The sequence below is a fragment of the Nocardia sp. NPDC055002 genome (genome assembly GCF_053608825.1).
In genome coordinates, this window is record NZ_JBSGWE010000003.1 from 591959 (window position 1) to 615166 (window position 23208).

The window sequence follows — 23208 nt, forward strand, 5'->3', positions numbered from 1 at the left end:
CACAAGCCGAATTCGGGTGGTGAGCCGCTCAGATTAGCCCCCTGGGCACGGCTGGTGCGCGATTTAAGTCGTGCGTGTCTGCTGCCGCGGCCAAGTAATGTGCACTACTGTCTAGGAAAGTGGGCGGTGTCGTAGCCGACGCGATAGGGAGGTAACGGTGCGTGAACTTCGAGTGATCGGGGTGACGCCCGACTCCACGCACATCGTGTGCAGCGACACCGAGTCCGGTACCAAGTTCCGGTTGCCCGCCGACGACAAGCTCCGCGCGGCGGCGCGCGGCGACCTCGCACGATTCGGCCAGATCGAGATCGAAACGGAGGCGACTATGCGTCCTCGCGATATCCAGGCCCGTATTCGCGCTGGAGCGTCCGTCGAGCAGGTCACGGCAGAGTCCGGTATGCCGGAATCCAAAGTCGAACGATTCGCCTACCCCGTATTGCTCGAGCGTGCGCGCGCCGCCGAATTGGCGCAGAAGGCGCACCCGGTGCGTCCCGACGGCCCCTCGGTGGAAACGCTGCACGAGATCGTCACGGCGGCCTTCACCGAGCGCGGCCACACCATCGAGCAGGCCGAGTGGGATGCCTGGAAAGACGAAAAGGGTTTCTGGGTCGCCCAATTGCAGTGGCGCCACGGTCACTCCGAGATCGCCGCGCACTGGCGCTACCAGCCCGACGCGCACGGCGGCTCGGTGTCCCCGCTCGACGACCCGGCCAACGACCTGATCGATCCCGACTTCGGCCGCGCGCTGCGTGGGCTGGCGACGATCCTGCCCACGCCGGTTCCGGCCGCCTCGCCGGCGCTCGAACCGCCGACCCCGGTGGAGCCGCGTCCGCGCGAGCAGATCGCCGCACCCGCCGCGCGCCCGCAGAGCCGGCCGGCGCCGAACGTGGACGAGTACTACGAGCAGCGTCAGGTCGCGGCAGGCGGTGGCACGGCGGCGATTCCGGCCGCGCCCATCCCCGCGGCACCGATCCCCGCCGCGCCCAAGCCCGCCGCCCCGAAGCCCGCTGTTCCCGCCACGCCGAGCCAGCCCGCGGCGCAAGCGGAGAAGCCCGCCGAGGAGCCGGTAGCCGAGAAGCCCGCACCGAAGCCCGCGCGGACCAAGCGCGGCAAGGCGCCCATGCCGTCATGGGAAGACGTTCTGCTCGGCGTCCGCAGCTCCGGCAACTGAAAGCATGCGGACGGTCCGGGGCCCGGTCGCCATATCGCGCAAGTACATGGGTAACTCGTCGGGAACGAACTGACGTACCACGTCCGCCAGCCGCCGACGCCGTCGAGCCACCCACCTGAGTCTGGCTCGAATACCCGGAGAGGCGGGACAGAGAGGCGGGACAGTGGCTTCTACGCTCTGGTATGTCGACACGCCTGATCCGGTGGCGGTGCTGACCGGAACCGTCGAATCCGATCCTGTCGCGGCGGCGGCGCTGGCCGGGCAGTTGTACAGCGAACACGACGTTCGGCCGCACATGGTCGGGACGCTCGCCGGGTGCGCCGCACCGGATCGGGACGAGGTCTATATCGGCTGCTATCCCGGGCTGACCGTCGTGTGTACGGCCGAGGCCGCGCTGGTACATCCGACGAAGCTGCCCGATCTGCTGGTGCGCCCGCTCGCTTCCGAACACACCTATCTCGTGTCCTACGACACGACACTGCACTGGGGTGCGTTCGCGCATTGGGAGCGTGGCGAATTCCGGCGGTCGTTCAGTTCCACCCGGGTGGACATTCTCGAGAACGAAGGGCTCCCGATGGTGTGGGAGCGCACCTTCTGGGCGGGTGAGCGTCCGGTGCCGGACCGTCCCGAACCGCAGTCACTGCCGTTCGATCCACCGGATTTCGCCGACGCCGCCAATGACGAATGGCTCGGTTTCCGCTACCTGACCCCGGCCGCTTCCGGCCGGCTCGCTCCCGGCGATCTGCCGGTCTGCGGTTTCACGCTGTATCCGAAAGGCCAGGCACCGGAGCACAAGCGCGTGCCGGTCGGTCGTCCCGGTGCGGCGACGCGCCGCAAGCGCGGACTCTTCGGGTGGTTGCGCGGTGCCGATCGGGTGCTGTGAGCGTCAGCTGAGCTGGTAGACGATCACGGCGATCCAGCCGAGCACCACCGCCGCGGCCGCACCGGCCAGCACCCACCGCACCACCGGTGTGAACCGCCACCGCCATGCGGTCGGCGCCACCCCGACCGCCGCCACCACGTTCACCCCGATCGCCAGCAGCGGATTGACCGCGGCCAGCGCGCATCCGAAGGCGTAGACCGCGACCCCGCCGAGCAGCGCGACCAGTACGACAACGGTGCCGCCTGCCGCCCATGGCACCGAATCCGCTTGCGCGCGATACGGTCCCTCACATTCCTTGCTCATGACGTGCGCACTCGTTCGTAGAACGCCATCGCCGCCGCGGTCGCGACGTTGAGCGAATCGGTTCCGGGTGACATCGGGATGCGCGCGCGAACATCGGTGGCGCGCATGGCTTCTTCGGTCAGACCGGGCCCTTCGGCGCCGAGCAGCAGCGCCACCTTCTCCCCCGTCATCGCCGTCGCCAGATTCGCCGCCGCGGGGTTCGGCGTCAACGCGATGATCTGGAAACCCTTGTTCCGTACGAGGTCCAGACTCGCCGGCCACTGCGGCAGTTGCGCGAAGGGCACCCGCAGGACATGCCCCATCGACACCCGTACCGCTCGCCGATAGAGCGGATCGGCGCACCGGTCGCCGAACAGCACCGCGTCCGCGCCGAGCCCGGCGGCGTTGCGGAACATCGAACCCAGGTTCTCGTGGTCGTTGACGCCCTCCAGGACCGCCACCGTGCGGGCGCCGTCGAGCACCTCGTCGACGGTGAGCTCCGCCGGACGCGGCGCCACGGCGAGTACGCCGCGATTGAGATGGAAGCCGACCACCTCGGCCATCACCTCCGCGCTCGCACGGTAGTACGGCAGATCGCGATCGGCCAGATCGCCCGCGAGGGTCTCGAAACGCTTCCCGACGCCGAGCAGGGCGCTGGGCGTGAAACGCGAGTCGAGCATCCGCTGCACGACCACGACGCCCTCGGCGATGACCAGGCCTTTCCGGCCCGGCAGGTCCGGCCTGCGGTCGGCATTGGACAGGTCACGGAAGTCGTCGACGCGCGGGTCGGTGGGGTCGTCGATATCGATCACTTCGGCCACCGGCTAATCCTGGCATGCTGGAAGCATGAAGATTGTCCAGTTGATCTTGAACGTGCTCTGGGTGGTGCTGTGCGGGTTCTGGATGGCGCTGGGGTACCTGCTCGCGGCACTGATCTGTTTCATCCTGATCGTCACCATCCCGTTCGGGATCGCCTCGCTACGCCTGGCCGGGTACGTGCTGTGGCCGTTCGGCCGCACCGTCGTCGACAAACCCGGTGCGGGCGCGGGCTCGCTGATCGGCAATGTGATCTGGTTCGTCTTCGCGGGCTGGTGGCTGGCGCTGGGCCATGTGTTCACCAGCATCGCGCTGGCGGTGACGATCATCGGTCTGCCGTTCGCCTGGGCGAATCTCAAGCTGGTGCCGCTGTCACTGTTCCCGCTCGGCCATGACGTGGTGTCGGCCGACGCGGCGCGCCAATCGAGCTGATCACTCCGATTCGGCGACGATCTGGTTCATGATGCCGACGGCTTCCCCGAGCACTGCGATCTGCTCGGGGCGCAGTCCGGCGAGCTGACCGGTCATCCATACCTCGCGCGCAGTGGTCTCGTCGGCGATCAGCGCGCGACCGGCGGGCGAGAGCGAGACGATGATCTGCCTGCCGTCGGTCGGGTGCGGGCGGCGCTGGACCAGGGCGAGGTCGGCGAGCGAGGCGATGACACGGGTCATCGACGGCGGTTGAACGCGTTCTTTGCCTGCCAGCGCGCCGGGCGTCATCGCGCCATCACGAGCCAGCGTCGCCAGAGCCGACAGCTGAGTAAGCGAGATCTGCGCATCGGAACGGCGTCCGCGCAGGTGTCTCGTGAGCCGCACGACGGCCAGTGATAGGTCACCGGCCAGGGCACGGACGTCCGATGGCGTTGTCACAGTGCAGAACTCTACGGTAAATCCGGCTGGGCTGACGGGTTTCACACGGCTACTGTTTGGGTATGGACGCCGGACCTGTCAGTCCCGAGATACCTCAACTGCCCAGAATCCTGGTCGACCCACGCCCCGTGGTGCTGGGTGGCTTCGCCCTGTGGGTCATCGCGACCGCGGTCGTGTGGATGAACGCGAGCTGGGCAGATGCCCGCCCGGTGTGCCTGATGGGGCTCGTGGTGGGCGTGCTGGGGTCGTCGATCTTCCTGTTGCAGCGGCGTTCCGCGCGGCGCGGTGACAAGGGCGCCCAGGTGGGCCTCGACACCGACTAGCTCACCGCGAATTCGTCGCTGGTCCCGACAACCGGGCGAAGCGTGCCGTCCGCGCCCAGCGCGTCGGCGTAGTGCACGAATCGGTGCGCACCGGGTTCGGCCGTCGCGGGGATGTCCCAGGTGAAGCGGGCGATCGAGACCGAGGCGCCCGCTACGCGCCAGTGGAAACGGACGTCCCATTCACCTTCGTTGGCCACCCGCTCCCAGCCCGCCGCGGTCTTTCGCTGCACGTGCAGGAAGGTGTCACCGCGGCGCGGATTGTGTTTCGGGTGGGCCGAGACGAACTCGACAGCCGCCTGTTCGCCGCGTCGGCAGGCTGACGGCTGGATCAGGACGTCACCGAAATTACGGCCGGGCGGGGTCGCGTCGGGCCCTGGCGCGGCGGCGAAGTTCGGTTGCAGCGCGGAGACATCGCGTGGCGCCGGCCCGCGCCCGACCGGCTGACCCGCGGCGAACGCCGCTGCCAGTCTGGTGAATTCCTGCACATACCCGCACAGCGTGTAGCGGCCGAACAGCGTCGAAGCGCCCTCGTACTGTTGCGAGTCGTACTCCTCGGGGGTGGTGACGTACTCGTGGTAGCTGTTCGAATAGCCCTGTAGCAGCACCTGTTCCAGCTCGACGCCCAGCGCCGCCGCCACCGCGCGGCGCACGCGCAGCCCGGCGACGATCGTGAATTCCGCGCCCGCGGCGGCCAGATACAGGTCGCCGATGCGGATCAGCTGGATCGGCACCACATTCGGGACCCACGGTACGGGCGGCATCAGCCCGAGCGGGGCGAAGATCGCCTTGGGGGCCTGGGCATCGGCGAGCCAGGCGGGGTGCGGGTGGTCGATGCCGCCGAGGAAGTCGACCATCGGATTGCGCACCCCTTCGGGGATCGGGCCGCCGGGCAGGCCCGGGCCGTCCTCGACGCTGCCCGCCGCCAGGGAGACACCCGCCGCGGCCGGGGAGGTGCGTCGCGGGGCGCCGTCGGGGGTGAAGCGGCCGTCGATCGTGAGTGCGGCGAGATCGATGTAGCACAGCATCGAGGCGACCTCGGCCTGCTGTGCGGCGGCCCGCGCCGCCGCCTCCTTCGCCGCGTGATGCTGGCGTTCGCCCAGAATCCTGGTGTTGTCGAACTCGTCGGTGGTCGGGCCGTTGCCGGGCGTGAGGCCGAGATTGGGCGACATGTCACCGGCATTGGTCTGTGCGAACGCGGCGAGGAAGCCGGCGCCGTCGAGGTGGCGGACCCCGTGCTCGAGGTGCTCGGCGGCGTAGCTCGCGTAGCCCTTGTTATCGGAGCTGATCAGGCGGTTCGCGTTGGTCATCGAGGTGTTGTGGGTGGCGAACCAGGTGAGCGCGCCGACCTGACGACCCTGTCTGGCGAACACCAACGTGGTCACCGCGGGATCGATCGCGTCGGGGAAGACCGCGCGATCGGCGGCCGGATTGCGCTCGAAGGCCACGCGCGAGCGGTTGACGCTGGCGTCGTGGAGTTCTGCGCGCCCCAGGCTGATGGCGCCCGGCCCGAAGTCCGCGTCGGCCGCCACGATCGCCTCGACGATTCCGTCGACCTCGGCGTCGAAGACCTGCTGCTGAAATCCCAGCGTCGCCAGCGTGTAGGCGTAGTCGTGCGCGGAACCGCCACAACTGGCGTGGGTGTGCGTGGAGGTGAGAACGACATTCCGCTCGGAATACCGGTCACCGAAACGGCGGGCGAGCGCGAGCAGAACCGCGCCGTGTACCGAGGCGAACACCGCGCCGTTCTCCACCGCGACGAACGCGATCCGAAATCCGCGCGCACCGATCACGAACGCACGCGCGCGTGGGCGCAGATGAATTCCCGCTGTTGTCTGTTCGAGTTGGGAGTAGCCCATCATGCCGCATTCCGCGGCCGGGCCCGTGAGATCGGCACTGCCGAGCCCGAATTCGAATCCCTCGGGATTCGCGTGCGCGACCGGCATTCCCCTCTTCGAGATGATGGGCAGTGCCGTGGCACCCAGTGCCGAGGCAGCGAGCATGGTGCGGCGGGACAGGGACATCGGGCGACTCCTTCGCAACTTCCATTTCGGAGACAACCACATCAACTGGTCAAATGTCCAGGATTTTCTGGCGGACCGGCGAATTGACTGTTCGTGGCGTGAGCGCTTAACTCGCACAGTGTCCTCCCGATTGAGCGTCGAAGAACGACGAGCCCACCTGATCGAGGCAGCGATCGGTCTCGCCGAGAAAAAGGGCGTGGCGGGCGTGACCACGCGCGATGTCGCCCAAGCGGCAGGCGTCTCGCTAGGTGTGGTGCATTACTGTTTCGAAAACAAGGACGCGCTGATGACCGAGCTGGTCAAAGCGCTCTCGATGGAATTGCGCGATTCCGTCGATGCCGATGAAACGGTATGGGAAGACGCCGGAACAGGAAAAGAAGCACTTCAGAAATTGGTGCGCCGCGGTTTGGAACTGATGTGGCGCAACATCGAAGCCACTCCCGAACGGCAGTTGCTGACCTACGAGACCACCACCTACGCGCTGCGCGAAGGCGAATCGACGCCGGCCAAGCTGGCGATCGCCCGCGAGCAGTACGGGTTCAACGACAGCACCGTCGCCGATGTGATCAACCATTGCAGCGAGGCGACCGAGACGCGGTGGCACACGCCGGTGGCGACGCTGAGCCGGTTCATCCTCAATGTGATCGACGGGATCGTGCTGCGGTGGCTGGTCGACGACGACAGCGAGTCCGTGCAGGTTCAGCTCGATCTGCTCGCCGAGATGGTCGCCACGCACGCGGAATAGATCAGCCGCGCGGCGCCTGCGCGTGGGTCACGTCGCCCTCGCACCACCAGGGGACGTGGACAGTGCCCGAGATCGCCCCGCGCAGATGCACTTCGAGGGTTTCGTGCAGCACCAGCTCGCCGGTGACATCCTGCGGCGACCACAGCTGACGCAGCACCACGCCCAAAGGCTCCGCCGCCCAGGTACTTCGGCGCCCGGTGCCGAGCACCTCGGCGCTGACCTCCTCCGAGACCAGCGGAAGGTCGAGCAGGGTGGCCAACGCCCCCGCGTGCGCGGTGTCGCCGACGACGAGGCGTTGCGGCGGAACCACCAATCCGAAGCACGGCTGGTCGAGAACCATGGCGGTACTCGCGTCGACGACGTCGCCGGACAGTGCGCGGATCCGCTCGGGGAGATCCAGTTCGCGCGGATCGAGGGCGCCGGAGGCGACCGCGGCGGCCAGACGGGCATTGGTTCGGGCGATCACCTCGGGGGCAGGGGATTTCGACGGATCGGCCAGTGCGTCGAGGAGTTCCTCGGCCAGCGCGGCGGACATGATGTCCGGGCGCACGAGAGCGGGGCGCAGCGCATCGAGGTCGGGGCCTTCGATGCCGACGGCCGCGAATACCGGCAGGAGTCCGTCGAATTCGTTGTCGTCGGGGTGGTGGAGCCGACCCAGCGGAATGCCATCGATATGGGCGTGGCGGTGCAACCACCAGGTGGTGTAGCCGTCGCGATCGGCGAGCAGGGCGCGGGTGCGCGGCTCGGACAGCAAGTGGCGCAGCGCTTCCGGCCAGCGGTCTTCGTCGACCAGGTCGAGGTCGCGGACCGCGACGAGCTCGCGGGGATCTTCGGAAAGGCTGTCCCACCAGGACTGTTCGTCGTCGAGGTCGTGGTCGGGACCGATCGGTTCCGGATCGGTGAGCACCGCGAAACCCCAGCCGACACCGATCGCGCGCAAGGCTTGCTCGCCGTACTCGGCGACGGCAGCGTCGGCGATGGTGCCGAAGGGGGCGTCGGATGCCAGCACTTCGGCGAGCGGGGCGCCGGGCAGCAGCAGTTCGTCGGCGGGGCTCAGCTCACCTGTTTCGTCGGGCAATTCGAGCAGGCCGAGCCAGTCGGGCAGCGAGCCATGGGAGGCGAAGGGAGCCAGCTGGAGCACCGCGGCGACCGTGTCCGGGTCGGCCGGATCGTGCTCGAGCAGGTCGCGCAGGGCCGGATCGGTGAGCAGGTCATCCGAACTCGCGCTGCGGGCCCCCAGCCGACCGAGGAGCGGGTGCGTGGCGTCCGGGTGCACCAGGCGCGCCCAGTGCACCGGTACGGCCACCGTGAGCTGATCGTCGAGCACTACGGTCCGTGGCCCGGTGACCAGCCGCCCGTCGGTCAGCGGCACGGCCAGCGCGCCGAATTCCTCGGCGGTTCGGGTATCTACGACGAACGGTTCCAGGGCGGCGTAGAACCGCCGCCACCAGCGTGGTTCACGTTCCAGTCCGCTCGACCGCTCGGCCACCGCGGCCGGGCCGAGCCGATGGACATCGAGGACCGCCAGCTTGTCCTGACCGGCACGGCCGGACAGCTCCGGAATCACCAGCGGTCCGGTGATCTCGGCGAGGAACGCGGCCAATTCCGGCGTGAGGTCGGGAAATACGCTCGCGCGGGTCGGCGTGCTGCACGGCGAGTCCGCTGCGACCGGTTCGTAGGTGGACTCCTCCGGCGCGAAAGGATCGCTGTGCGGTGCGGATTCGCCCGAGGTGAGATGGGATCCGTCGTCGCCGGTCGCTTCGGCATCCTCGGATGCGAAGAGAGCCGCTAGATCCGGGAGGTCGTTCGAGGCCGACGTGCCGGGCCCTGATCGCGGCGCGACGCTGTGGCCGGATGTGCCGGGCTCCTCCGATGCGAAGAGGTCCCCGAGGTCGGGAGCACTATTCTGTGCGGCGTCATCGGTGCCGAATTGTCCCGGCAGGTGCAGATTCTCGGACGAAGTCGGTGAGTCGGGCCCCGTGAAGTCCGAGGGATCGGCTGTGGTGTGGTCGCGCGTGGCGCACACCGGGAGCCAGGAGTTGGTACGAAGCTCGGCGATGACGGCTTCGCGCAGGATCGCGTCCGCTTCGCTGCGGGCGAAGCCGGGCGTGGGGACCAGGACGAGGCGGTCCTGGGGCGGCAGCGCGCGGGCGAAATCCGCGTATCCGGAGGCCAATTCGGTGATGCGGGCGCCGGGAAGGAGGCGGCGGCGGTCGGGCTGCATCGGGATATCGGCGACCAGGATCGCGGGGAGCGAGAGTTCCTCGTCGGATCGAGTGGGGGCGCGCAGGACATCCGGGGCAGCCGCGACGGGGCGGCCGTGGCGGAGTGGGAGTAGCCAGCGGGCTCTGGGAGTGCGGTACTGCCACCACGCTCGGCGTGCGCCGGACGGGAGGGTGATCGTCAGCTGGGAGAGCGTGCCGGGGTGGTCGGCGGCGGACAGGTTCGCGTCGAGCTCGTCCGCGGCGTCCGGTCCGTCGGCTGCGGCTGTGCCGACGGTGGCGGGAACAGCGGCCCGGGCGGCATCGGGACGAACGGCGTCGGTGGCTCGAGTGTTGGCGAGAATCTGTACCGCGCTGGTGAATTGGTCGGTATCGATTCGGATGCGCTGGAGGGCCGGTAGTTCCAGGAGGAGGTCGGGAGCCTCGGCTCGCATGGCGTCGAGGAGGGCTTCGGGGTCGATGTCGTCGCGCAGGTGTACGACGATTTCGGTGTCGGTGCCTGCGAGTGGGGTGGTCGGCACCGGCCAGGCCAGGCGCAGGACCGGGGGCGCGATCGTAGTGAGGTCGTCGGGGATGCCGATGCCGGTGTCGTGCAAGGCGTTCAGCGTGGCGACACGGGAGAAGCGCAGCGACCCGGTCGTCGATCGGACCTCGATCTCGTCACCGACGGACCGCACCGCGGTGAAGCCGACACCGAAACGACCGACCTGGGCGGCACCCGCCTTTCCGGAGGCACGCAGTGCCGTCAGCGCGTGCACACCGGAAACACTCAGCGGCGCACCGGTATTCGCGACGTGGAGCCGACCGTCCAGTACCCGCACGATCAGCTCGCCCGCGACACCGGCCTTCGCCGCGGCGTCGGCCGCGTTCTGCGCGAGCTCGGTGAGCAGCCGATCCCGGTAGCCCGCGGCCACCAGATCCGCCTCGCTGGCACTGTCCTCGCGTAACCGCGTCGGCGAATCCCGCCACGCGGCAAGCACTCCGGCCCGCAGCTCCGCGGTACCGAACGGGTCACCCGCTCCGTTCAGCGCGACACCGACGATCCGTGCTCGCTCAGATCAGCCGACTCCGCCGCTTCACCGGAACCCGCATCGCCCGACACCGCGGCCTCGCCTTCAGCGGGAGCCTCCGGGCCCGACACCGCGGCCTCGCCCTCGACGGAACCCTCAGCGCCCGACACAACCTCGGCGGCAGGTGCAGCCTCCGCGCCCGCGACCGCGTCGGCAGCAGTCGCCACCTCGTCTGACGCGCCCGAAGAGCCCTCGGCATCCGCAGCGGCCGAGGTCTCAGTGGTGGCCGATTCGTCGCCGACGGTGAGTTCGGCCTCGACAGCGGGTTCGGCCGAAACAGTCTCGGCGGGAACCCCGGTATCCGAGGCGATTTCGGCGGTGACGACCTCATCGGCCGACTCCGGCAGGGCGCCCTCGGCGAGCGCGGAACGCTCAGCGTCCGCGGCGGCGACGGCTTCGGCCTCGGCGGTTTCCTGCCGGTCGCCTGCCCGCTCCGCCGCGGCCTCGCCGACCTCGGTCAACGAGTCCGCGGAACTCGGCTCGGTCTCGGTGTCCGAGGTCGGCGGGACAGTGGCGACCGTTTCGGCCGCTACCTCCACGACCTCGATCGCCGGGTCGGCGGACGTCTCGGCGACAACCTCCACGACCGCCGTCGTGGAGTCGGCGTCAGCAGGCTCGGTCGCGGCCTCTGTTGCCGAGTCCGCGGTAGCGGTCTGGGACGTGGCCTTGTCGATCGCGTCCTCGACAGCCGGGCGGACGATCTCGACGAAATCCACCGCGTGGTCGTCGAATGCCTCGTACAGCGGGGATCCGTTGCCGCTGGGGGCCACCACGTCGGAGTGGGCGCCGCAGCCGTATTCGATGTGGACGACGTGGCCGTCGGCACCCATCGCGTTGCCGCAGACACCGAAGGACTCGCGCAGGGCGCCGGCCAGCGGCAGGTAGAAGCCGCACATGCCGCAGGTGCCGGGGGCGGCCTTCGCCATCTCGGTGTCGGGGCCGAACTCGGTGAACCAGCGCTGGGCGGCGTCGGCGCGGCCTTCGAGGCTGAGCACCTGGACACGGCCGAGGCCGACCTCGCGGGCCACCTCGTCGATCACCGGATCGCCGGTGGCGACGTAGCCGGGAACGAGACGGGGGTCGTCGGCGGGGGCGGCGAGCAGGTCGCCGGGGCCGAGGTCGCCGGGGCGGACCCGCTGCTCCCACGGGACGAAATCGGGGGCGATCAGGGCGTCGAGGGCAGGCAGCAACGCCGACTCGCTCACCGTCGCGTGGTCGGCGCCGGGAGGCGCGGCGACCACGACGGCCCACTGCCAGCCGCGGTAGCCGGGCAGGGTCGCCTCGAACCGGTGGGTAGCCGCGGTGTCGTCCTCGGCGCTCACCCCCAGATGGACTCCTACCCCGTCGGGTTCCAACGCGACGAGCGCACGACGTGCGACCTCGGCCGCGTCGGCCAGAACGGGACGCACGCCGGACTCCGAAACAGATACTGCGCTCACGGCATACATTTTGCCGTATGAAGTGCAATCGCAGTTCGTTGGCCGTCGCAGTGCTGGTCAGTGTGCTCGGCGCGGGGGCCTGTAGCGGTCCCGAGGAGCCCGGACCGACGCGGTTGCGAGTCGAGGTGATCGGCTCGTCACCGCACGATCCGCAGGCCTTCACCCAGGGCCTGGAAGTGGTCGACGGCGTCCGCTACGAGAGCACCGGAATGTGGGGCGTGTCGTCCGCGCGGGCCGCCGACCAGCGCACGGGCGCCGAAACAGCGCGCGTCGAGCTGCCCGGTCGCGTGTTCGGCGAGGGCATCACCAGGGCGGGCGCGATCGTGTGGCAGCTGACCTGGCAGGACGGTTTCGCCATCGCCCGCGACCCGGTCACCCTGGCCGAGACCGGTCGCGCCGACTATCAGGGTGAGGGCTGGGGATTGTGCGCACAGCCACAGCGGCTGGTTATGAGCGACGGCACCGGCACGCTCACCTTCCGCGACCCGGTGACCTTCGCGCAGACCGGTTCGGTGACGCTGTCTGGCTACCGCGATCCGAAGCCGAACGAATTGGACTGCGCGGACGACGGCACGGTCTACGCGAACAACTACCCGACGGACGAGATTCTGCGCATCGATCCCGAGACCGGCCGGATTCTCGCCGTCATCGAGGCGGGCGGACTGCTCACCCCCGCCGAACGGGCGGGCACCGATGTGCTCAACGGCATCGCTCACCTGCCCGGCACCGATCGGTTCCTGCTGACCGGCAAGTACTGGCCGCGCATGTTCGAAGTGCGTTTCGTCGGGAAATAACCCCGATGTGGCCGACATTGCCGCGGCGCGAGTGAACACGCGCCGCCCGAGTGCGACAGAATTGGACTTGTGACTACGCCCCGCGATCCATCCGGTCCTGACCGTGGTCGCCGGGACGGTACTGCCGCCGACCCACACCCCGGCTACGGGCAGTACCCGCCGCGCGCACCGCGCAAGGTCTTCCCCCGGCCCGAACGGCCGCTGCCCGCCGAGCCGCCGACGGTCCGGTCGAAAAGCCTGTTCCGGCGCCACCGCCCCGTCGACCCGGCCGCCCCGACCACGCCCGTGCCGAACGCGGCACCCGCCGGGCGCACACCGGACGACTATCCGAAGCGCCGGCCACCCTTCGACGACCGGGGCCGACCGGCCGCACCACGCGCCGAGCATCCGCACGACCGGCCGCCGGTCGACGATCGGGGCCGACCCCCCGCGCCCCGCGACGAGCAATGGCGCGCCGACCACCCCGGGGACGACTCCGGCCCGGCGGGTACCCGTCCCTTTCCTCGCGACGAAGGCGTCGACGACCAGGTCGACCAGCGCGTCCCCCGGAAACTCACCGTCACCCGCGTAGCCGCCATGCGCAGCCGCGAACTCACCGAACGCGGCATCGCCACCTTCCAGCGCGCCGCCAAGGCCGACGGCGCCGACCAGTCCGGCCTGACCGCGCTCACCTACGCCACCATGGCGAACTTCGCGCTCGACGCCGCGATCGCGGTCGCCCTGGCCAACACCCTGTTCTTCGCCAGCGCCACCGCCGAATCCAAAACCAAGGTCGCTCTGTACCTGCTGATCACCATCGCGCCGTTCGCGCTGATCGCGCCGCTGATCGGCCCGCTGCTCGACCGGCTGCAACGCGGTCGCAGGCTCGCGCTGGCGACGACCTTCGGCCTGCGCGCGGGCTTCGCGCTGCTGTTGATCTTCAACATCGACACCTGGGGCCTGTATCCGCTGGCGCTGTGCATGATGGTCGGTTCGAAATCCTTCGCCGTGCTCAAGAGCGCGGTGACGCCACGCGTGCTCCCACCGGATATCGACCTGGTGCGCACCAATTCCCGGCTGACCGTGTTCGGTCTGGTCGGCGGCACCATCGGCGCGGGCGCCCTGGCCGCGCTCACCGCCCTGATCGCGGGTTCCACCGGCGCGTTGATCTTCGCCACCGGCATCGCCGTCGCGGGTGTGTTCCTCAGCTTGCGGATTCCGCGCTGGGTCGAGGTGACCGAGGGAGAGGTCCCCGCGACGCTGACCTACCACGGCCCCGACGCGCACACCGAGGTCATCCACCGCGGCGAGCAGTCCGCGGTGCCGCCGCGCAAACGGCGTCAGCCGCTGGGCCGCGCCGTGGTGACCGGCCTGTGGGGCAACAGTTCGATTCGCGTGCTCACCGGCTTCCTCACCTTCTACATCGCCTTCGTCGCCAAGGGTTCGGGCGGCAGTCCCAGCGAACAGGCGGCGATGCTCGGCCTGGTCGGCGCCGCGGCGGCCATCGGCAACTTCGGCGGTAACGCGACCGGTGCCCGGCTGCAATTGGGCAGGCCGTCGCCGGTGGTCCTCGGCTGCACCGGCGCGTGCGCGGTGGTCGCGTTGTTCGCCGCGTTCACCGGGAATCTGTTCGGCGCCGCCGTAGCCGCACTGGTGGCCTCCGCGGCCAGCGCGCTCGCGAAGGTCTCCCTCGATGCCGCCATCCAGGACGACCTCCCACCGGAATCGATCGCGTCCGGGTTCGGCCGCTCGGAGACCGTGCTGCAACTGAGCTGGGTCGTCGGCGGGGCGGCCGGTGTGCTGATGCCGATCGAATACTGGAAGGGTTTCGCCTTGATCAGCGTGATCCTGCTGGCCGGACTGCTCCAGACGTTCGTCAGCTATACCGGGCACTCGCTGCTGCCGGGCCTTGGCGGCAATCGCCCCCAGCACGTCGAGCAGGAAGTGCCCAACACCCATCCGAGAGGGACAGGAGACCCCACCTGGTGAGCAAGCTCAACGCTCGAACGATCGTCGCGCTGGTCGCGGCCGGACTGTTCGCGGTCGTCGCGGTGACCGCGGTGTGGGTGGGGGTGGCGGTATCGAAGGCGCCCGCGCACACCCCGCAACTCACCGCGTACGCGCACGGCACGACCATCACGGTCGACCCGTTCATGTACTGCACGGTGCGGATGGAGAATTGCCGGTACGGCGAGACCACGCCGCTGGAGGTCCCCGCCGGTGACCCCGTACAGCTCTCGCTGCCCGACGCGGTCGCCGAATCTCCCTGGCTCATCCAGCTGATCTACCAGCGCCCCAGCGGCGAGCAGCTGGACCGGGTGCTCAGCTTCGCCGACTACCCGGACCGCGCCAGGGCTCTCACCATCGAGTCGAAGCCGGAACCGGACCTGCGCCTGATCGGCATCGAGGTGCAGCTGCCGATTTTGGCCCGTGACATCGCCACCGGGCAGGAAAGCTACATCCCGCACGCCGCCTGGTCGATCGTCACGCCCGAGCCCGAACCTCGCGAGTCCTGAGCCAGAAACGCGACCGGCCCCGAACGACATTCGTTCGGGGCCGGTCGCGCGAAAACCTCAGTGATCGAGTTCGCGAGCCACGGCCCGCACGACCTCGGAAATACGCTGGGACATCTTGCGATCCGGGTACTTGCCCCGCCGCAGATCCGGCTGCACAGTGCTCTCCAGCAGCGTGATCATGTCCTCGACCAGGCCGTGCAGTTCGTCGGGCGACTTGCGCGGCCCGGCGTCCTTGCGCGCGGGCGCCTGCCCACGGTCACGATCGCGGGCGACGGTCGGCGGCGCCTCGAGCACCGTCACGCTGAGCGCCTGCGGCCCACGGCGACCGGCGGCCATGCCGAATTCGACACGCTGTCCGGGCTTGAGTCCCTCGACGCCCTCGGGCAGCGCGGACGAGCGGACATAGACGTCCTCGCCCTCGTCTTGAGACAGGAAGCCGAAGCCCTTCTCGACGTCGTACCACTTCACCCGGCCGGTCGGCACTGCGCTCACCCGTTCATCATTCGGCACCCGAACCCTTGTGGCCCGGGTTACACAATCTTGCTTGTCGCGAAAAGAACGCGCCCCCCAACAAGGCGGGACGCGATGTGCTGCGAGTCTACCCCGGTGGCTATATCGCGAGCACATCAGTTTTACGGTTCATCGGTGACGAACTCACCAGATCCGGCCTCGCCCGGTCCGCGACGCTCCGGCGATCGCCTGCTGCACGTGGCCCTCGTCCTGTTCGGTATCGGAATTCTGGCGGTGGTCGCGATCTTCGTGACGCCGATCGTGTCCGACAGCGATCCGGGGCTGTGGCTCTACGGCCTGGCGATGCTCGCACCCGTCGGCTTCCTGCTCGCGCTGGTTTTCGCGTTGTGGTCGGGCCGACGCGCGCGTTGACGCGTCAACCGAATACCCCACCGAATATCATCCAGCCAAACATGTGACCTTCGTCACATAACGGCGCGGTCACGAAGTGAGCGCACAGCTGTCGCGCACATTCGGCACCGCGACTACCTGCGCGGACACATCAGGGATCACCCTGAGACGACCCCGAGACCCACCGGGACCCGCCGGTTACCAAATAGTGACATTCGCCGCTGACCGTCGTACCGTTTCTCTCAGCCGGGGTAACCCCCGGAACCACCGGCCCGCCGCACCGAACCTCACCCCGCGGGTACCGGACCCCGATTGGAAACAAGGGATGAGGGCGGACCGGGAGACCTCTCAGTCCGGGCCACATGCAGGTGCGAACGAGAGGAAGAAACCCGATATGAGTGGACGCCACCGCAAGCCGACTTCCACCGGGCGCACTGCTGCCAAGGTCGCCGTCACCGGCGCGATCTTCGGCACCGCAGCCGCTGCCCTCGCAGGAAACGCCAGCGCGGCCCCTGACTCCGACTGGGATCGCCTCGCACAGTGTGAAGCCGGCGGCAACTGGGGCATCAACACCGGCAACGGTTTTCAGGGTGGGCTGCAGTTCTCGCCCTCCACCTGGACCGCACACGGCGGTGGCGAGTACGCCGCCTCCGCCAACCAGGCCACCCGCGAACAGCAGATCGTGGTCGCCGAAAAGGTTCTCGCTTCCCAGGGCTGGGGCGCTTGGCCGTCCTGCTCCTCGCAGCTGGGTCTGAGCAGCGGACCGTCCGAGCGTGTCGCTCCCTCGGCGCCGAGCTGGGCTCCGCAGGTCAACGTGCCGCAGGTCCAGGATCCGAGCCAGGAAGTGTTCTCGGCCGTCGACCGCGCACTCACCGTCGTGCAGCAGCAGGGCATCGCCGTGCCGCAGCAGGCTCTCGACTTCGTCAACTCCGCCAAGGGTTCTCAGCTGGACCCGGCCGTGATCGACTTCTTCCAGGCGAACAAGGGTCTGCTGCCCTCCTGATCGCCCGTATACACAACAAGAGCCCGCATCCTCGAGGATGCGGGCTCTTGTTTTTCTCGTCCGAATTACACCCGGTTGATGGTGGTCTGAGGGTGTACGTACGGCAGCGTCGCGGCCGGGACGGGAAACTCGGTGTCCTCACCGAAAGGCGAGAGATTACCGGCGCGGGTCGACGACAGTTCGGTCACGGCGTGCTCGCCGTCGGCCACCTCGGGCCAGCCGTTGTCGACGTAGGGTTTCTTCGATTTGTTCACCACCGGCTCATTCTGGCATACCCAACCACGTAGGCTCGATCGGTGATCGCGACAGACTCTCTCGCCGATTGGCTCGGTGCGCGCACCGATGCCCAGCTGGTGAAATTGCTGCAGTTGCGGCCGGACCTGGCGGTACCGCTGCCCGCGTCGATGTCGGTGCTCGCCGTGCGCGCTCAGCAGCGCGCATCGGTGTTGCGTGCCGCCGACGATCTGGACACCCTCGAGTTCGCGATCATCGAGGCGCTGACGGCCAATGAGGACGCCCGCACGATCGGCGCCGAACTCACGCCGCTGACTCGCACCACCCTGCACGCGCAGCTCAAGGATCGCGTCACCAAGACCGCGTTCACCGCCGCGCTGACCCGCCTGCTCGACCGCGCCCTCGTGTGGCAGGTCGGCGACCACCTCGACCTGACACCCAGCGCCGCCGAAGCCCTGCCCTGGCCGCTGGGCGCGACGACAGCGCTCCCCGACGCGCTCACCGAGCCCGAGGTATCGGCCGCGCTGGCCAGGGTGAGCCCGCCCGAACGCGCGCTGCTGGACAAACTCGCCACCACCGGGCCCCGAGGCCGTACCAGGGACGCCGCCCCCGGCACCGATCCCGACCGGCCCGTGCCGCGCCTGCTCGCCGCCCGGCTGCTGCACCGGATCGACGACGAGACCGTGGAGTTGCCCGTCACCGTGGGCCAGATCCTGCGCGGCGAACCCGTCACCGACCCGCACGCGCTCGCCCCACCCAAACCCGCCCTCGGCAAGAACGCCGCCACCGAGGTGAACGCCGTCGGCGCGGGTGAGGTCGGCGAACTGCTGCGCGACGCGGGCGACCTGATCGACGCGCTCGGCGCGCTGCCCGCCCCGGCCCTGCGCGCGGGCGGACTCGGCGTGCGCGAACTGCGCAGGCTGGCCAAGCAGACCGGCATCGACGAACAACGCACCGGCCTGCTCCTCGAATTGCTGGCCGCCGCGAAACTGGTCGAGAAGGGCCTGCCAGAACCGACCCCCGACCTCGACTCCACCGACGACTTCTGGGCCCCGACGCCCGCCGCGGATTCCTGGCTCGACGCCCCGCCCGCGACCCGCTGGGTGACACTCGCACAGGCGTGGCTGGAGCTGGATCGGATGCCGTGGATGATCGGCCTGCGCGACGCCGCGGACAAGCCGATCGCGGCCTTGTCCGCGGAGCTGCGCGTGCCCCATGCGGTGCGCGATCGTGCGGCGATCCTCGGCCTGCTCGCCGAGTATCCGACCGGCACCGCGGTGACTCCCGCCGATATCGGCAAACTGCTGGCTTGGCGAATGCCGCGCCGGCGCAGGCACTTCCGCCTCGATGCCGTCACCGCGACCCTCGCCGAGGCGGCGGTCGTCGGCCTGCTCGGCCGTGGTGCCCTCGACTCGGCGGGCCGGGCCCTGCTGCACGGTTCTGTCGCCGACGCCGAATCGGAAATGGCCGCGGCGCTGCCGAAACCGGTCGACCACGTCCTGGTCCAAGCCGATCTCACGGTGATCGCCCCCGGCCCGCTGGTACCGGAACTGCGCGCCAAGATCGGCCTGGTCGCCGATGTCGAATCAGCGGGCGCGGCAACGGTGTACCGGGTCAGCGACGCCACGGTCCGCCGCGCGCTCGACGCCGGCCTCACCGCCGCCGAACTGCACGCGTTGTTCGCCACCCACTCCCGCACCCCCGTGCCACAGTCGCTGACCTACCTCATCGACGACGTGGCCCGCCGCCACGGCCAGCTCCGGGTCGGCATGGCCCAGTCGTTCCTGCGCAGCGACGACCCGGCGCTGCTGGCCCAGGTCCTCGCCGCTCCCGTGGCCGAAACCCTGGCGCTGCGCGCAATCGCCCCCACCGTGGCGATTGCGCTGGCGCCCCTGGCCGAGATGCTCGACCAGCTCCGCAAAGCGGGCTTCGCCCCCGCGGGCGAGGATTCCGGCGGCGCCATCGTCGACCTGCGTCCTCGCGGCGCGCGGATTTCGGTCCGCCCGCTGGCCCGCAGGCCCTACCGCCCCACCCCGCCGAACGACGACCAGCTCTCCCAGCTGGTCACCGAGCTCCGCGCGGGCGAACGCGCCGCGGGTGCCCGCACCGGTCGCTCGGTGCGCACCGACGGCACCCGCACCGGCACCGCGGCCACCCTCGCGCTGCTCCAGCTGGCGGCGAGAGTCGGCCGCCCGGTGAACATCGGCTACGTGGACGCCCAGGGCGTGGCCACCCAGCGGGTGGTCGAGCCGCTGCGGGTAGGCAACGGCCAACTGGACGCGGTGGACCCGGTGAGCGGGGCAACCCGCCATTTCACCCTCCACCGCATCGCGTCGGTGGCCCTGCTCGATTAGGGCTTGGCCATGCAGAAGGTCGTCTTCGGGTCGGGAACCGTCCGGAACTGCGTGGCGTCCGCGCCACACAGCAGTTCGTCGGTCTGCCCGTCGATCCGCTTGACCACCTTGAACGAAGCCTCGGCCGCCGTACAGTCGACCGACTCCGCAGGGCGCTTCCCCGCCTCCGCGTAGCAGCTGCCCTCGGCGAAATTCGGCGCCAAGCACAGCGTGCTCTTCGCGTCCCCGACCGTGCCGTTGAACGCGGCGTTGTCGGCGGCGCAGTCCGCCCCGACCTTCACGATCCGGTAGTTCGACTTCGCCGACGAGCAGTCACCGACCGTCGCCTTCATCGCGTCGGCAGCGTTGTCACTGACCTCCACGCACGACCCCACCGCGACAGCACCGGCCGACGACGAATCATCGGAGGAGCACGAAACCACCGCTCCGACCAGGGCCATCGCGGCCACCGGCCCGAGCACGATCCGCGCCAACAGCCGCTTCTCCGGGAAAATCACTGAAAACCTCACTCACCGAACGGTTCAGGGTGAACACAACCGCCGGTGACGATACCCAAGTGCCCCGCGCCCGCGCTCCCCCCTAGCGCAACCTGTCTACCATCACAAAGATGACCCTCGACGACGTCGCAGGCGAGCTGTACACCCTCGACCCCGGCGACTTCGTGTCCACCCGCGCCGAACGCGCCGCCCAGGCCCGCGCCGACGGTGACCGCGACCTGGCCAAGGCCATCACCGCCCTGCGCAAACCCACGGTCGCGGCCTGGACGGTCAACCTGCTGGCCCGGCACGCACCGCAGGAGATCGCCGCCCTGCTCGATCTGGGCGACGCCCTGCGGTCGGCCCAGCGTCAGCTCTCCGGCGACAAGCTGCGCGCGCTGGGCACCCAGCGTCAACAGGTCGTGAACACGATGACCAAGCGCGCCGCCGAACTGGCCGCCGAGCACGATCGCCCGGCGAGTGAGCAGGTGCTGCGCGAGGTCGGTCAAACCCTCACCGCGGCGCTGGCCGACCCCGATGTCGCCGATCTGGTTCGCGCCGGAGTGCTGCCCACCACGGTCACCTACGACGGCTTCGGCCCGGCCGGTCTGGTCGCGATCACCGGTGACAAGGCCACCCCCAAGCGCGCGAGCACACCCCGCACCGCACCGAAGGACACCGAAGCCGAGCGTCGCGCGCAGGCCCAGCAGGAACTCGACGACGCCGAATCCGGTCTGGCAGCCGCCCGCACCGATCGCGATGAGGCCGAAGCCGCTGCCGCGCGGGCGAAGTCCGACCTCGACGAGGTCGAAACCCGCATCGCCGACCTCCGCGCCGAACTCGAGCACGCGGAGCAGCAACGCCACTTCGCCCACACCGCCGAACATCGAGCGCGCGGCGAATTCACGGCTGCGCGCAGTCAATTCGATCGCATGCAGCGCTGGGTCGAGCGCGCCCGCGCTCGGCTCACCGACGACTAGGGATGCAGGGTGCCCGGGTAGAGGAACGCGTCGCGCGGTGGTCTCGTCCCGTCCAGCCATTCGGCCAGGAACTCGCCCAGCGGCATCGAGGTCCTGCTCTGCAGGAATTCCCGGAACTCCGGCATCGAGGCGTGACCGTCGCGATGCGCGTTCACGAAATCCTTGACCGCGGCGAAGAACACGTCCTCACCGAGCAACTTGCGAAGGGCGTGCAGGAACAGCGGCCCGCGATAGTAGACGGACGTGAACTCGTCGCCCGCGCCCGGCGCGGCCAGCGCGATCTTCCAGAACTTGGGATCGTCCAGGTATTTCGCGATGGTCTCGCGATACTCGGTGTCCACGTCGGCCTGGTCGATCCGCTCCGGCCACAGGTAATCGGCGGTATAGCTGGCGAAGCATTCGTTGAGACAGATGTCGGACCATTGCCGCACCGACATGGTGTCGCCCCACCATTGATGGGCCAGCTCGTGCACCACGGTGTTCAGATCGGTCCACGGCGCGTAGGTCGGCCGGGTCTGGGTCTCCAGCGAGAACGGCAGCTCGGTATCCACATAGATCCCACCGGCCACATCGAACGGGTAAGGACCGTACAGACTTTCGAGGAAGTCGAGGATCTCGGGCAGCCGCTGCTCGTCTTCGCGATTGTCGCCGGATTCCGGCGCGAATGCGCTCAGCACCGCGGTGCCGTTCGCGCGCCGCTGTTCGAGGAAGGTGAAGTGGTCCACCGCGACCGTGGTCAGATAGCCGATCGTGGGCTGTCGGGTCTCCCACGTGGTGTGCAACCGGCCGTCGCGCACCACGTGCTCGGTGCGGTCGCCGATCGACATGATCTCCCAGTCGGCGGGCACCGTGGCGTGCAGCGTGAAAGTCGCCTTGTCCAAGGGGGTGTCGTTGAGCGGGTACCAGGTGCTCGCGCTGTGCGGCTCGCCGACGGCGAACGCACCACCGTTGGGCGCGTGCGTCCAGCCTTCGCCCTCGGTGTCGGCGGCCGCGCCGGCGTAGTCGACGATGACCCGCATCGACAGCCCCGGCGGCAGCGGTAGCAGTGGCGTGACCACGAGCTCGTGCTCACCGTCGTGGGCGAACCCCGCGGGCTGACCGTTGACGGTCACCATCAGCACCTCGGGTCCGCTGTAGTCGAGGTTGAACTGTGCCAGCGGCTGGGTGACGCGGCCGTCGATGCGGGCCGTGCCGCGCAGGTGGTGAGCACCGGGTTCGTAGTCGATCGACACGTCGTAGTGGGTGACGTCGTAGCCGCCGTTCCCGTCCAGCGGATAGTACGGATCACCCAGCCCCGGAGCCCCGATCAAGGCCGAATCCGCCGCTACCGGAGGAACTCCCAGCGCCACCAGCGCGAACACCACGCACAACCCGGCCGACCAGCGCATGTCGAGGACACCTTTCGTCGACCGGATCGCACGAACCGAACCATCGTCGCAGGTGCGCCCCTAGCCCAGGTCGGAGGGCAGGTGCTGTGGGTCGAGCAGCAGGCGCTTGGTCGCGGTGCGTTTCACCCGCGATGCCAGCGCCAGGTTCTGTGCGAGCAGCCGCCATTCGACCTCGTTGATGGCGTCGCACGCGCGCTCGATCACCGCGTCGTCGCGCGTGCCCCAGGCGATCGGCATCGCGGTGACCAGCTGCCAGCGTTCGCCGACCTGACGCGGAGCACGGTCGGTGCGCACCGCGACGGCGGGCACCCGCTCACCGCGCTGCGGCGTGTGTCCGGGCAGCGTGCGCACCTTGCGGGTGATCAGAGCCCAACTGCGCTCCGGCGCAGCGGGTTCGGCGATATCGACCAGGGCTAGCAAGACGATCGCGCCCGGCTCGGCATCGCTGACGACGGCGGGGACGAGCACCCCGTCGTGGTAGAGCTTTTCGATGCTGGAGCGATGCGGCGTCCACAACGCCACCCACAGCGCGATGCCCGCGATGAGCACGCACACCACCGCGAGCAGAAATCCCCACGCCTGCCCGCTCCACACCAGCGCCACCGTGGCCGCGATGGCGAGACCGGCGACCAGCAGGGCCACCAGGCGCAACCTGCGTAATCCGGTGAACGTCTCGTTCACCGCATGAGCGTGTTCACGGTCGACCACGAATTCGAAGCGGCGCACGCCTTCCTTCCTAGCACAAGTTGCGGAGGAATTGCCTCCACTTATCTGCCGAGGG

At 69.3% G+C, this 23208-nt stretch carries 22 protein-coding genes and 1 pseudogene; 12 read left to right on the top strand and 11 right to left on the bottom strand.

All coding sequences use genetic code 11. The annotated features are described in order from the left end of the window. Positions 1-157 precede the first annotated feature (157 nt). Together sepH and ACWF99_RS14890 are read left to right on the top strand one after the other, a co-directional pair. Entirely contained in the window at positions 158-1171 is a 1014-nt protein-coding gene (sepH, locus tag ACWF99_RS14885) for a septation protein SepH (RefSeq protein ID WP_378631990.1), read from the top strand. Positions 1172-1334: 163 nt separating this feature from the next. Then, on the top strand, positions 1335-2054 hold the full coding sequence (locus ACWF99_RS14890) for a DUF6928 family protein (RefSeq protein ID WP_452536301.1): 720 nt from the start codon (positions 1335-1337) through the stop codon (positions 2052-2054). 3 nt (positions 2055-2057) lie between these two features. On the opposite strand, the gene ACWF99_RS14895 is transcribed toward ACWF99_RS14890, so the two are convergent. Continuing rightward, positions 2058-2357 carry a DUF2537 domain-containing protein gene (locus ACWF99_RS14895; RefSeq protein WP_378631985.1) on the bottom strand — a complete coding sequence of 100 codons (300 nt, stop codon included), beginning with the start codon at positions 2355-2357 and terminating at the stop codon, positions 2058-2060. Then, positions 2354-3157 (bottom strand): TrmH family RNA methyltransferase, encoded by an 804-nt coding sequence (locus ACWF99_RS14900; protein WP_378631984.1) that lies wholly within the window; start codon positions 3155-3157, stop codon positions 2354-2356. Before ACWF99_RS14900 ends, ACWF99_RS14895 begins: the two co-directional genes overlap by 4 nt. 25 nt (positions 3158-3182) lie before the next feature. Between ACWF99_RS14900 and ACWF99_RS14905 the strand changes: the two genes are divergently transcribed. Next, positions 3183-3584, top strand: coding sequence for a YccF domain-containing protein (locus ACWF99_RS14905; protein ID WP_378631982.1), 402 nt, complete (start codon positions 3183-3185; stop codon positions 3582-3584). Here ACWF99_RS14905 and ACWF99_RS14910 read toward each other — a convergent pair whose 3' ends face one another. Beyond that, positions 3585-4022 (bottom strand): MarR family winged helix-turn-helix transcriptional regulator, encoded by a 438-nt coding sequence (locus ACWF99_RS14910; protein ID WP_378631979.1) that lies wholly within the window; start codon positions 4020-4022, stop codon positions 3585-3587. 62 nt (positions 4023-4084) lie between these two features. Between ACWF99_RS14910 and ACWF99_RS14915 the strand changes: the two genes are divergently transcribed. Next, complete coding sequence (locus ACWF99_RS14915; RefSeq protein ID WP_452536304.1) at positions 4085-4345, top strand: DUF2530 domain-containing protein; 261 nt, start codon at positions 4085-4087, stop codon at positions 4343-4345. On the opposite strand, the gene ACWF99_RS14920 is transcribed toward ACWF99_RS14915, so the two are convergent. Then, complete coding sequence (locus ACWF99_RS14920; RefSeq protein WP_452536306.1) at positions 4342-6366, bottom strand: neutral/alkaline non-lysosomal ceramidase N-terminal domain-containing protein; 2025 nt, start codon at positions 6364-6366, stop codon at positions 4342-4344. The genes ACWF99_RS14915 and ACWF99_RS14920 overlap by 4 nt on opposite strands. Between ACWF99_RS14920 and ACWF99_RS14925 the strand changes: the two genes are divergently transcribed. Then, positions 6344-7111 carry a TetR/AcrR family transcriptional regulator gene (locus tag ACWF99_RS14925; protein ID WP_378631972.1) on the top strand — a complete coding sequence of 256 codons (768 nt, stop codon included), beginning with the start codon at positions 6344-6346 and terminating at the stop codon, positions 7109-7111. The genes ACWF99_RS14920 and ACWF99_RS14925 overlap by 23 nt on opposite strands. A 1-nt stretch (position 7112) precedes the next feature. Here ACWF99_RS14925 and ACWF99_RS14930 read toward each other — a convergent pair whose 3' ends face one another. After that, on the bottom strand, positions 7113-10313 hold the full coding sequence (locus ACWF99_RS14930; RefSeq protein ID WP_452536308.1) for a sacsin N-terminal ATP-binding-like domain-containing protein: 3201 nt from the start codon (positions 10311-10313) through the stop codon (positions 7113-7115). Between the two features lie 790 nt (positions 10314-11103). Beyond that, positions 11104-11851: pseudogene (locus ACWF99_RS14935) on the bottom strand (DUF3027 domain-containing protein); the annotation flags it as partial. A gap of 8 nt (positions 11852-11859) precedes the next feature. On the opposite strand from ACWF99_RS14935, the gene ACWF99_RS14940 reads away from it, so the two are divergent. From ACWF99_RS14940 to ACWF99_RS14950, 3 genes are all read left to right on the top strand, one after another. Then, positions 11860-12636 (top strand): glutaminyl-peptide cyclotransferase, encoded by a 777-nt coding sequence (locus ACWF99_RS14940; protein ID WP_378631964.1) that lies wholly within the window; start codon positions 11860-11862, stop codon positions 12634-12636. Positions 12637-12705: 69 nt separating this feature from the next. Further along, on the top strand, positions 12706-14604 hold the full coding sequence (locus tag ACWF99_RS14945; protein WP_452536311.1) for an MFS transporter: 1899 nt from the start codon (positions 12706-12708) through the stop codon (positions 14602-14604). Beyond that, a complete protein-coding gene (locus ACWF99_RS14950; protein ID WP_378656411.1) occupies positions 14601-15131 on the top strand; it encodes a DUF2771 domain-containing protein in 531 nt (176 codons plus the stop codon). Before ACWF99_RS14945 ends, ACWF99_RS14950 begins: the two co-directional genes overlap by 4 nt. A gap of 57 nt (positions 15132-15188) precedes the next feature. Here the strand turns inward: ACWF99_RS14950 and ACWF99_RS14955 are convergent, their stop codons facing one another. Beyond that, positions 15189-15614, bottom strand: coding sequence for a cold-shock protein (locus ACWF99_RS14955; protein ID WP_358071059.1), 426 nt, complete (start codon positions 15612-15614; stop codon positions 15189-15191). 162 nt (positions 15615-15776) lie between these two features. On the opposite strand from ACWF99_RS14955, the gene ACWF99_RS14960 reads away from it, so the two are divergent. Further along, positions 15777-16013 carry a hypothetical protein gene (locus tag ACWF99_RS14960; RefSeq protein ID WP_378657918.1) on the top strand — a complete coding sequence of 79 codons (237 nt, stop codon included), beginning with the start codon at positions 15777-15779 and terminating at the stop codon, positions 16011-16013. A 373-nt stretch (positions 16014-16386) separates the two neighbouring features. Then, entirely contained in the window at positions 16387-16995 is a 609-nt protein-coding gene (locus ACWF99_RS14965; RefSeq protein WP_378631954.1) for a transglycosylase family protein, read from the top strand. A 65-nt stretch (positions 16996-17060) separates the two neighbouring features. Here the strand turns inward: ACWF99_RS14965 and ACWF99_RS14970 are convergent, their stop codons facing one another. Then, positions 17061-17252: a hypothetical protein gene (locus ACWF99_RS14970; RefSeq protein WP_056818634.1), complete on the bottom strand. Its 192-nt coding sequence runs from the start codon at positions 17250-17252 to the stop codon at positions 17061-17063. A 39-nt stretch (positions 17253-17291) separates the two neighbouring features. On the opposite strand from ACWF99_RS14970, the gene ACWF99_RS14975 reads away from it, so the two are divergent. Continuing rightward, positions 17292-19583 carry a helicase-associated domain-containing protein gene (locus ACWF99_RS14975; RefSeq protein ID WP_452536314.1) on the top strand — a complete coding sequence of 764 codons (2292 nt, stop codon included), beginning with the start codon at positions 17292-17294 and terminating at the stop codon, positions 19581-19583. Here ACWF99_RS14975 and ACWF99_RS14980 read toward each other — a convergent pair. Next, positions 19580-20092: an LppU/SCO3897 family protein gene (locus tag ACWF99_RS14980; RefSeq protein ID WP_378657923.1), complete on the bottom strand. Its 513-nt coding sequence runs from the start codon at positions 20090-20092 to the stop codon at positions 19580-19582. The genes ACWF99_RS14975 and ACWF99_RS14980 overlap by 4 nt on opposite strands. A 98-nt stretch (positions 20093-20190) precedes the next feature. On the opposite strand from ACWF99_RS14980, the gene ACWF99_RS14985 reads away from it, so the two are divergent. Beyond that, positions 20191-21039: a hypothetical protein gene (locus ACWF99_RS14985; RefSeq protein ID WP_452536316.1), complete on the top strand. Its 849-nt coding sequence runs from the start codon at positions 20191-20193 to the stop codon at positions 21037-21039. Here ACWF99_RS14985 and ACWF99_RS14990 read toward each other — a convergent pair. Both ACWF99_RS14990 and ACWF99_RS14995 read right to left on the bottom strand, forming a co-directional pair. Continuing rightward, positions 21036-22427 carry a M1 family metallopeptidase gene (locus ACWF99_RS14990; protein ID WP_452536318.1) on the bottom strand — a complete coding sequence of 464 codons (1392 nt, stop codon included), beginning with the start codon at positions 22425-22427 and terminating at the stop codon, positions 21036-21038. The two genes, ACWF99_RS14985 and ACWF99_RS14990, sit on opposite strands and share 4 nt — an antisense overlap. Before the next feature lie 60 nt (positions 22428-22487). Then, a complete protein-coding gene (locus tag ACWF99_RS14995; protein ID WP_452536320.1) occupies positions 22488-23153 on the bottom strand; it encodes a DUF3239 domain-containing protein in 666 nt (221 codons plus the stop codon). Positions 23154-23208 lie beyond the last annotated feature (55 nt).

Bases quoted from the DNA above. Each gene is read 5' to 3' on its own strand.
- ACWF99_RS14895 (WP_378631985.1), bottom strand. From the start codon at position 2,357: ATGAGCAAGGAATGTGAGGGACCGTATCGCGCGCAAGCGGATTCGGTG.
- ACWF99_RS14905 (WP_378631982.1), top strand. From the start codon at position 3,183: ATGAAGATTGTCCAGTTGATCTTGAACGTGCTCTGGGTGGTGCTGTGC.
- ACWF99_RS14915 (WP_452536304.1), top strand. From the start codon at position 4,085: ATGGACGCCGGACCTGTCAGTCCCGAGATACCTCAACTGCCCAGAATC.
- ACWF99_RS14925 (WP_378631972.1), top strand. From the start codon at position 6,344: ATGGTGCGGCGGGACAGGGACATCGGGCGACTCCTTCGCAACTTCCAT.
- ACWF99_RS14920 (WP_452536306.1), bottom strand. From the start codon at position 6,366: ATGTCCCTGTCCCGCCGCACCATGCTCGCTGCCTCGGCACTGGGTGCC.
- ACWF99_RS14940 (WP_378631964.1), top strand. From the start codon at position 11,860: ATGAAGTGCAATCGCAGTTCGTTGGCCGTCGCAGTGCTGGTCAGTGTG.
- ACWF99_RS14965 (WP_378631954.1), top strand. From the start codon at position 16,387: ATGAGTGGACGCCACCGCAAGCCGACTTCCACCGGGCGCACTGCTGCC.
- ACWF99_RS14985 (WP_452536316.1), top strand. From the start codon at position 20,191: ATGACCCTCGACGACGTCGCAGGCGAGCTGTACACCCTCGACCCCGGC.
- ACWF99_RS14990 (WP_452536318.1), bottom strand. From the start codon at position 22,427: ATGCGCTGGTCGGCCGGGTTGTGCGTGGTGTTCGCGCTGGTGGCGCTG.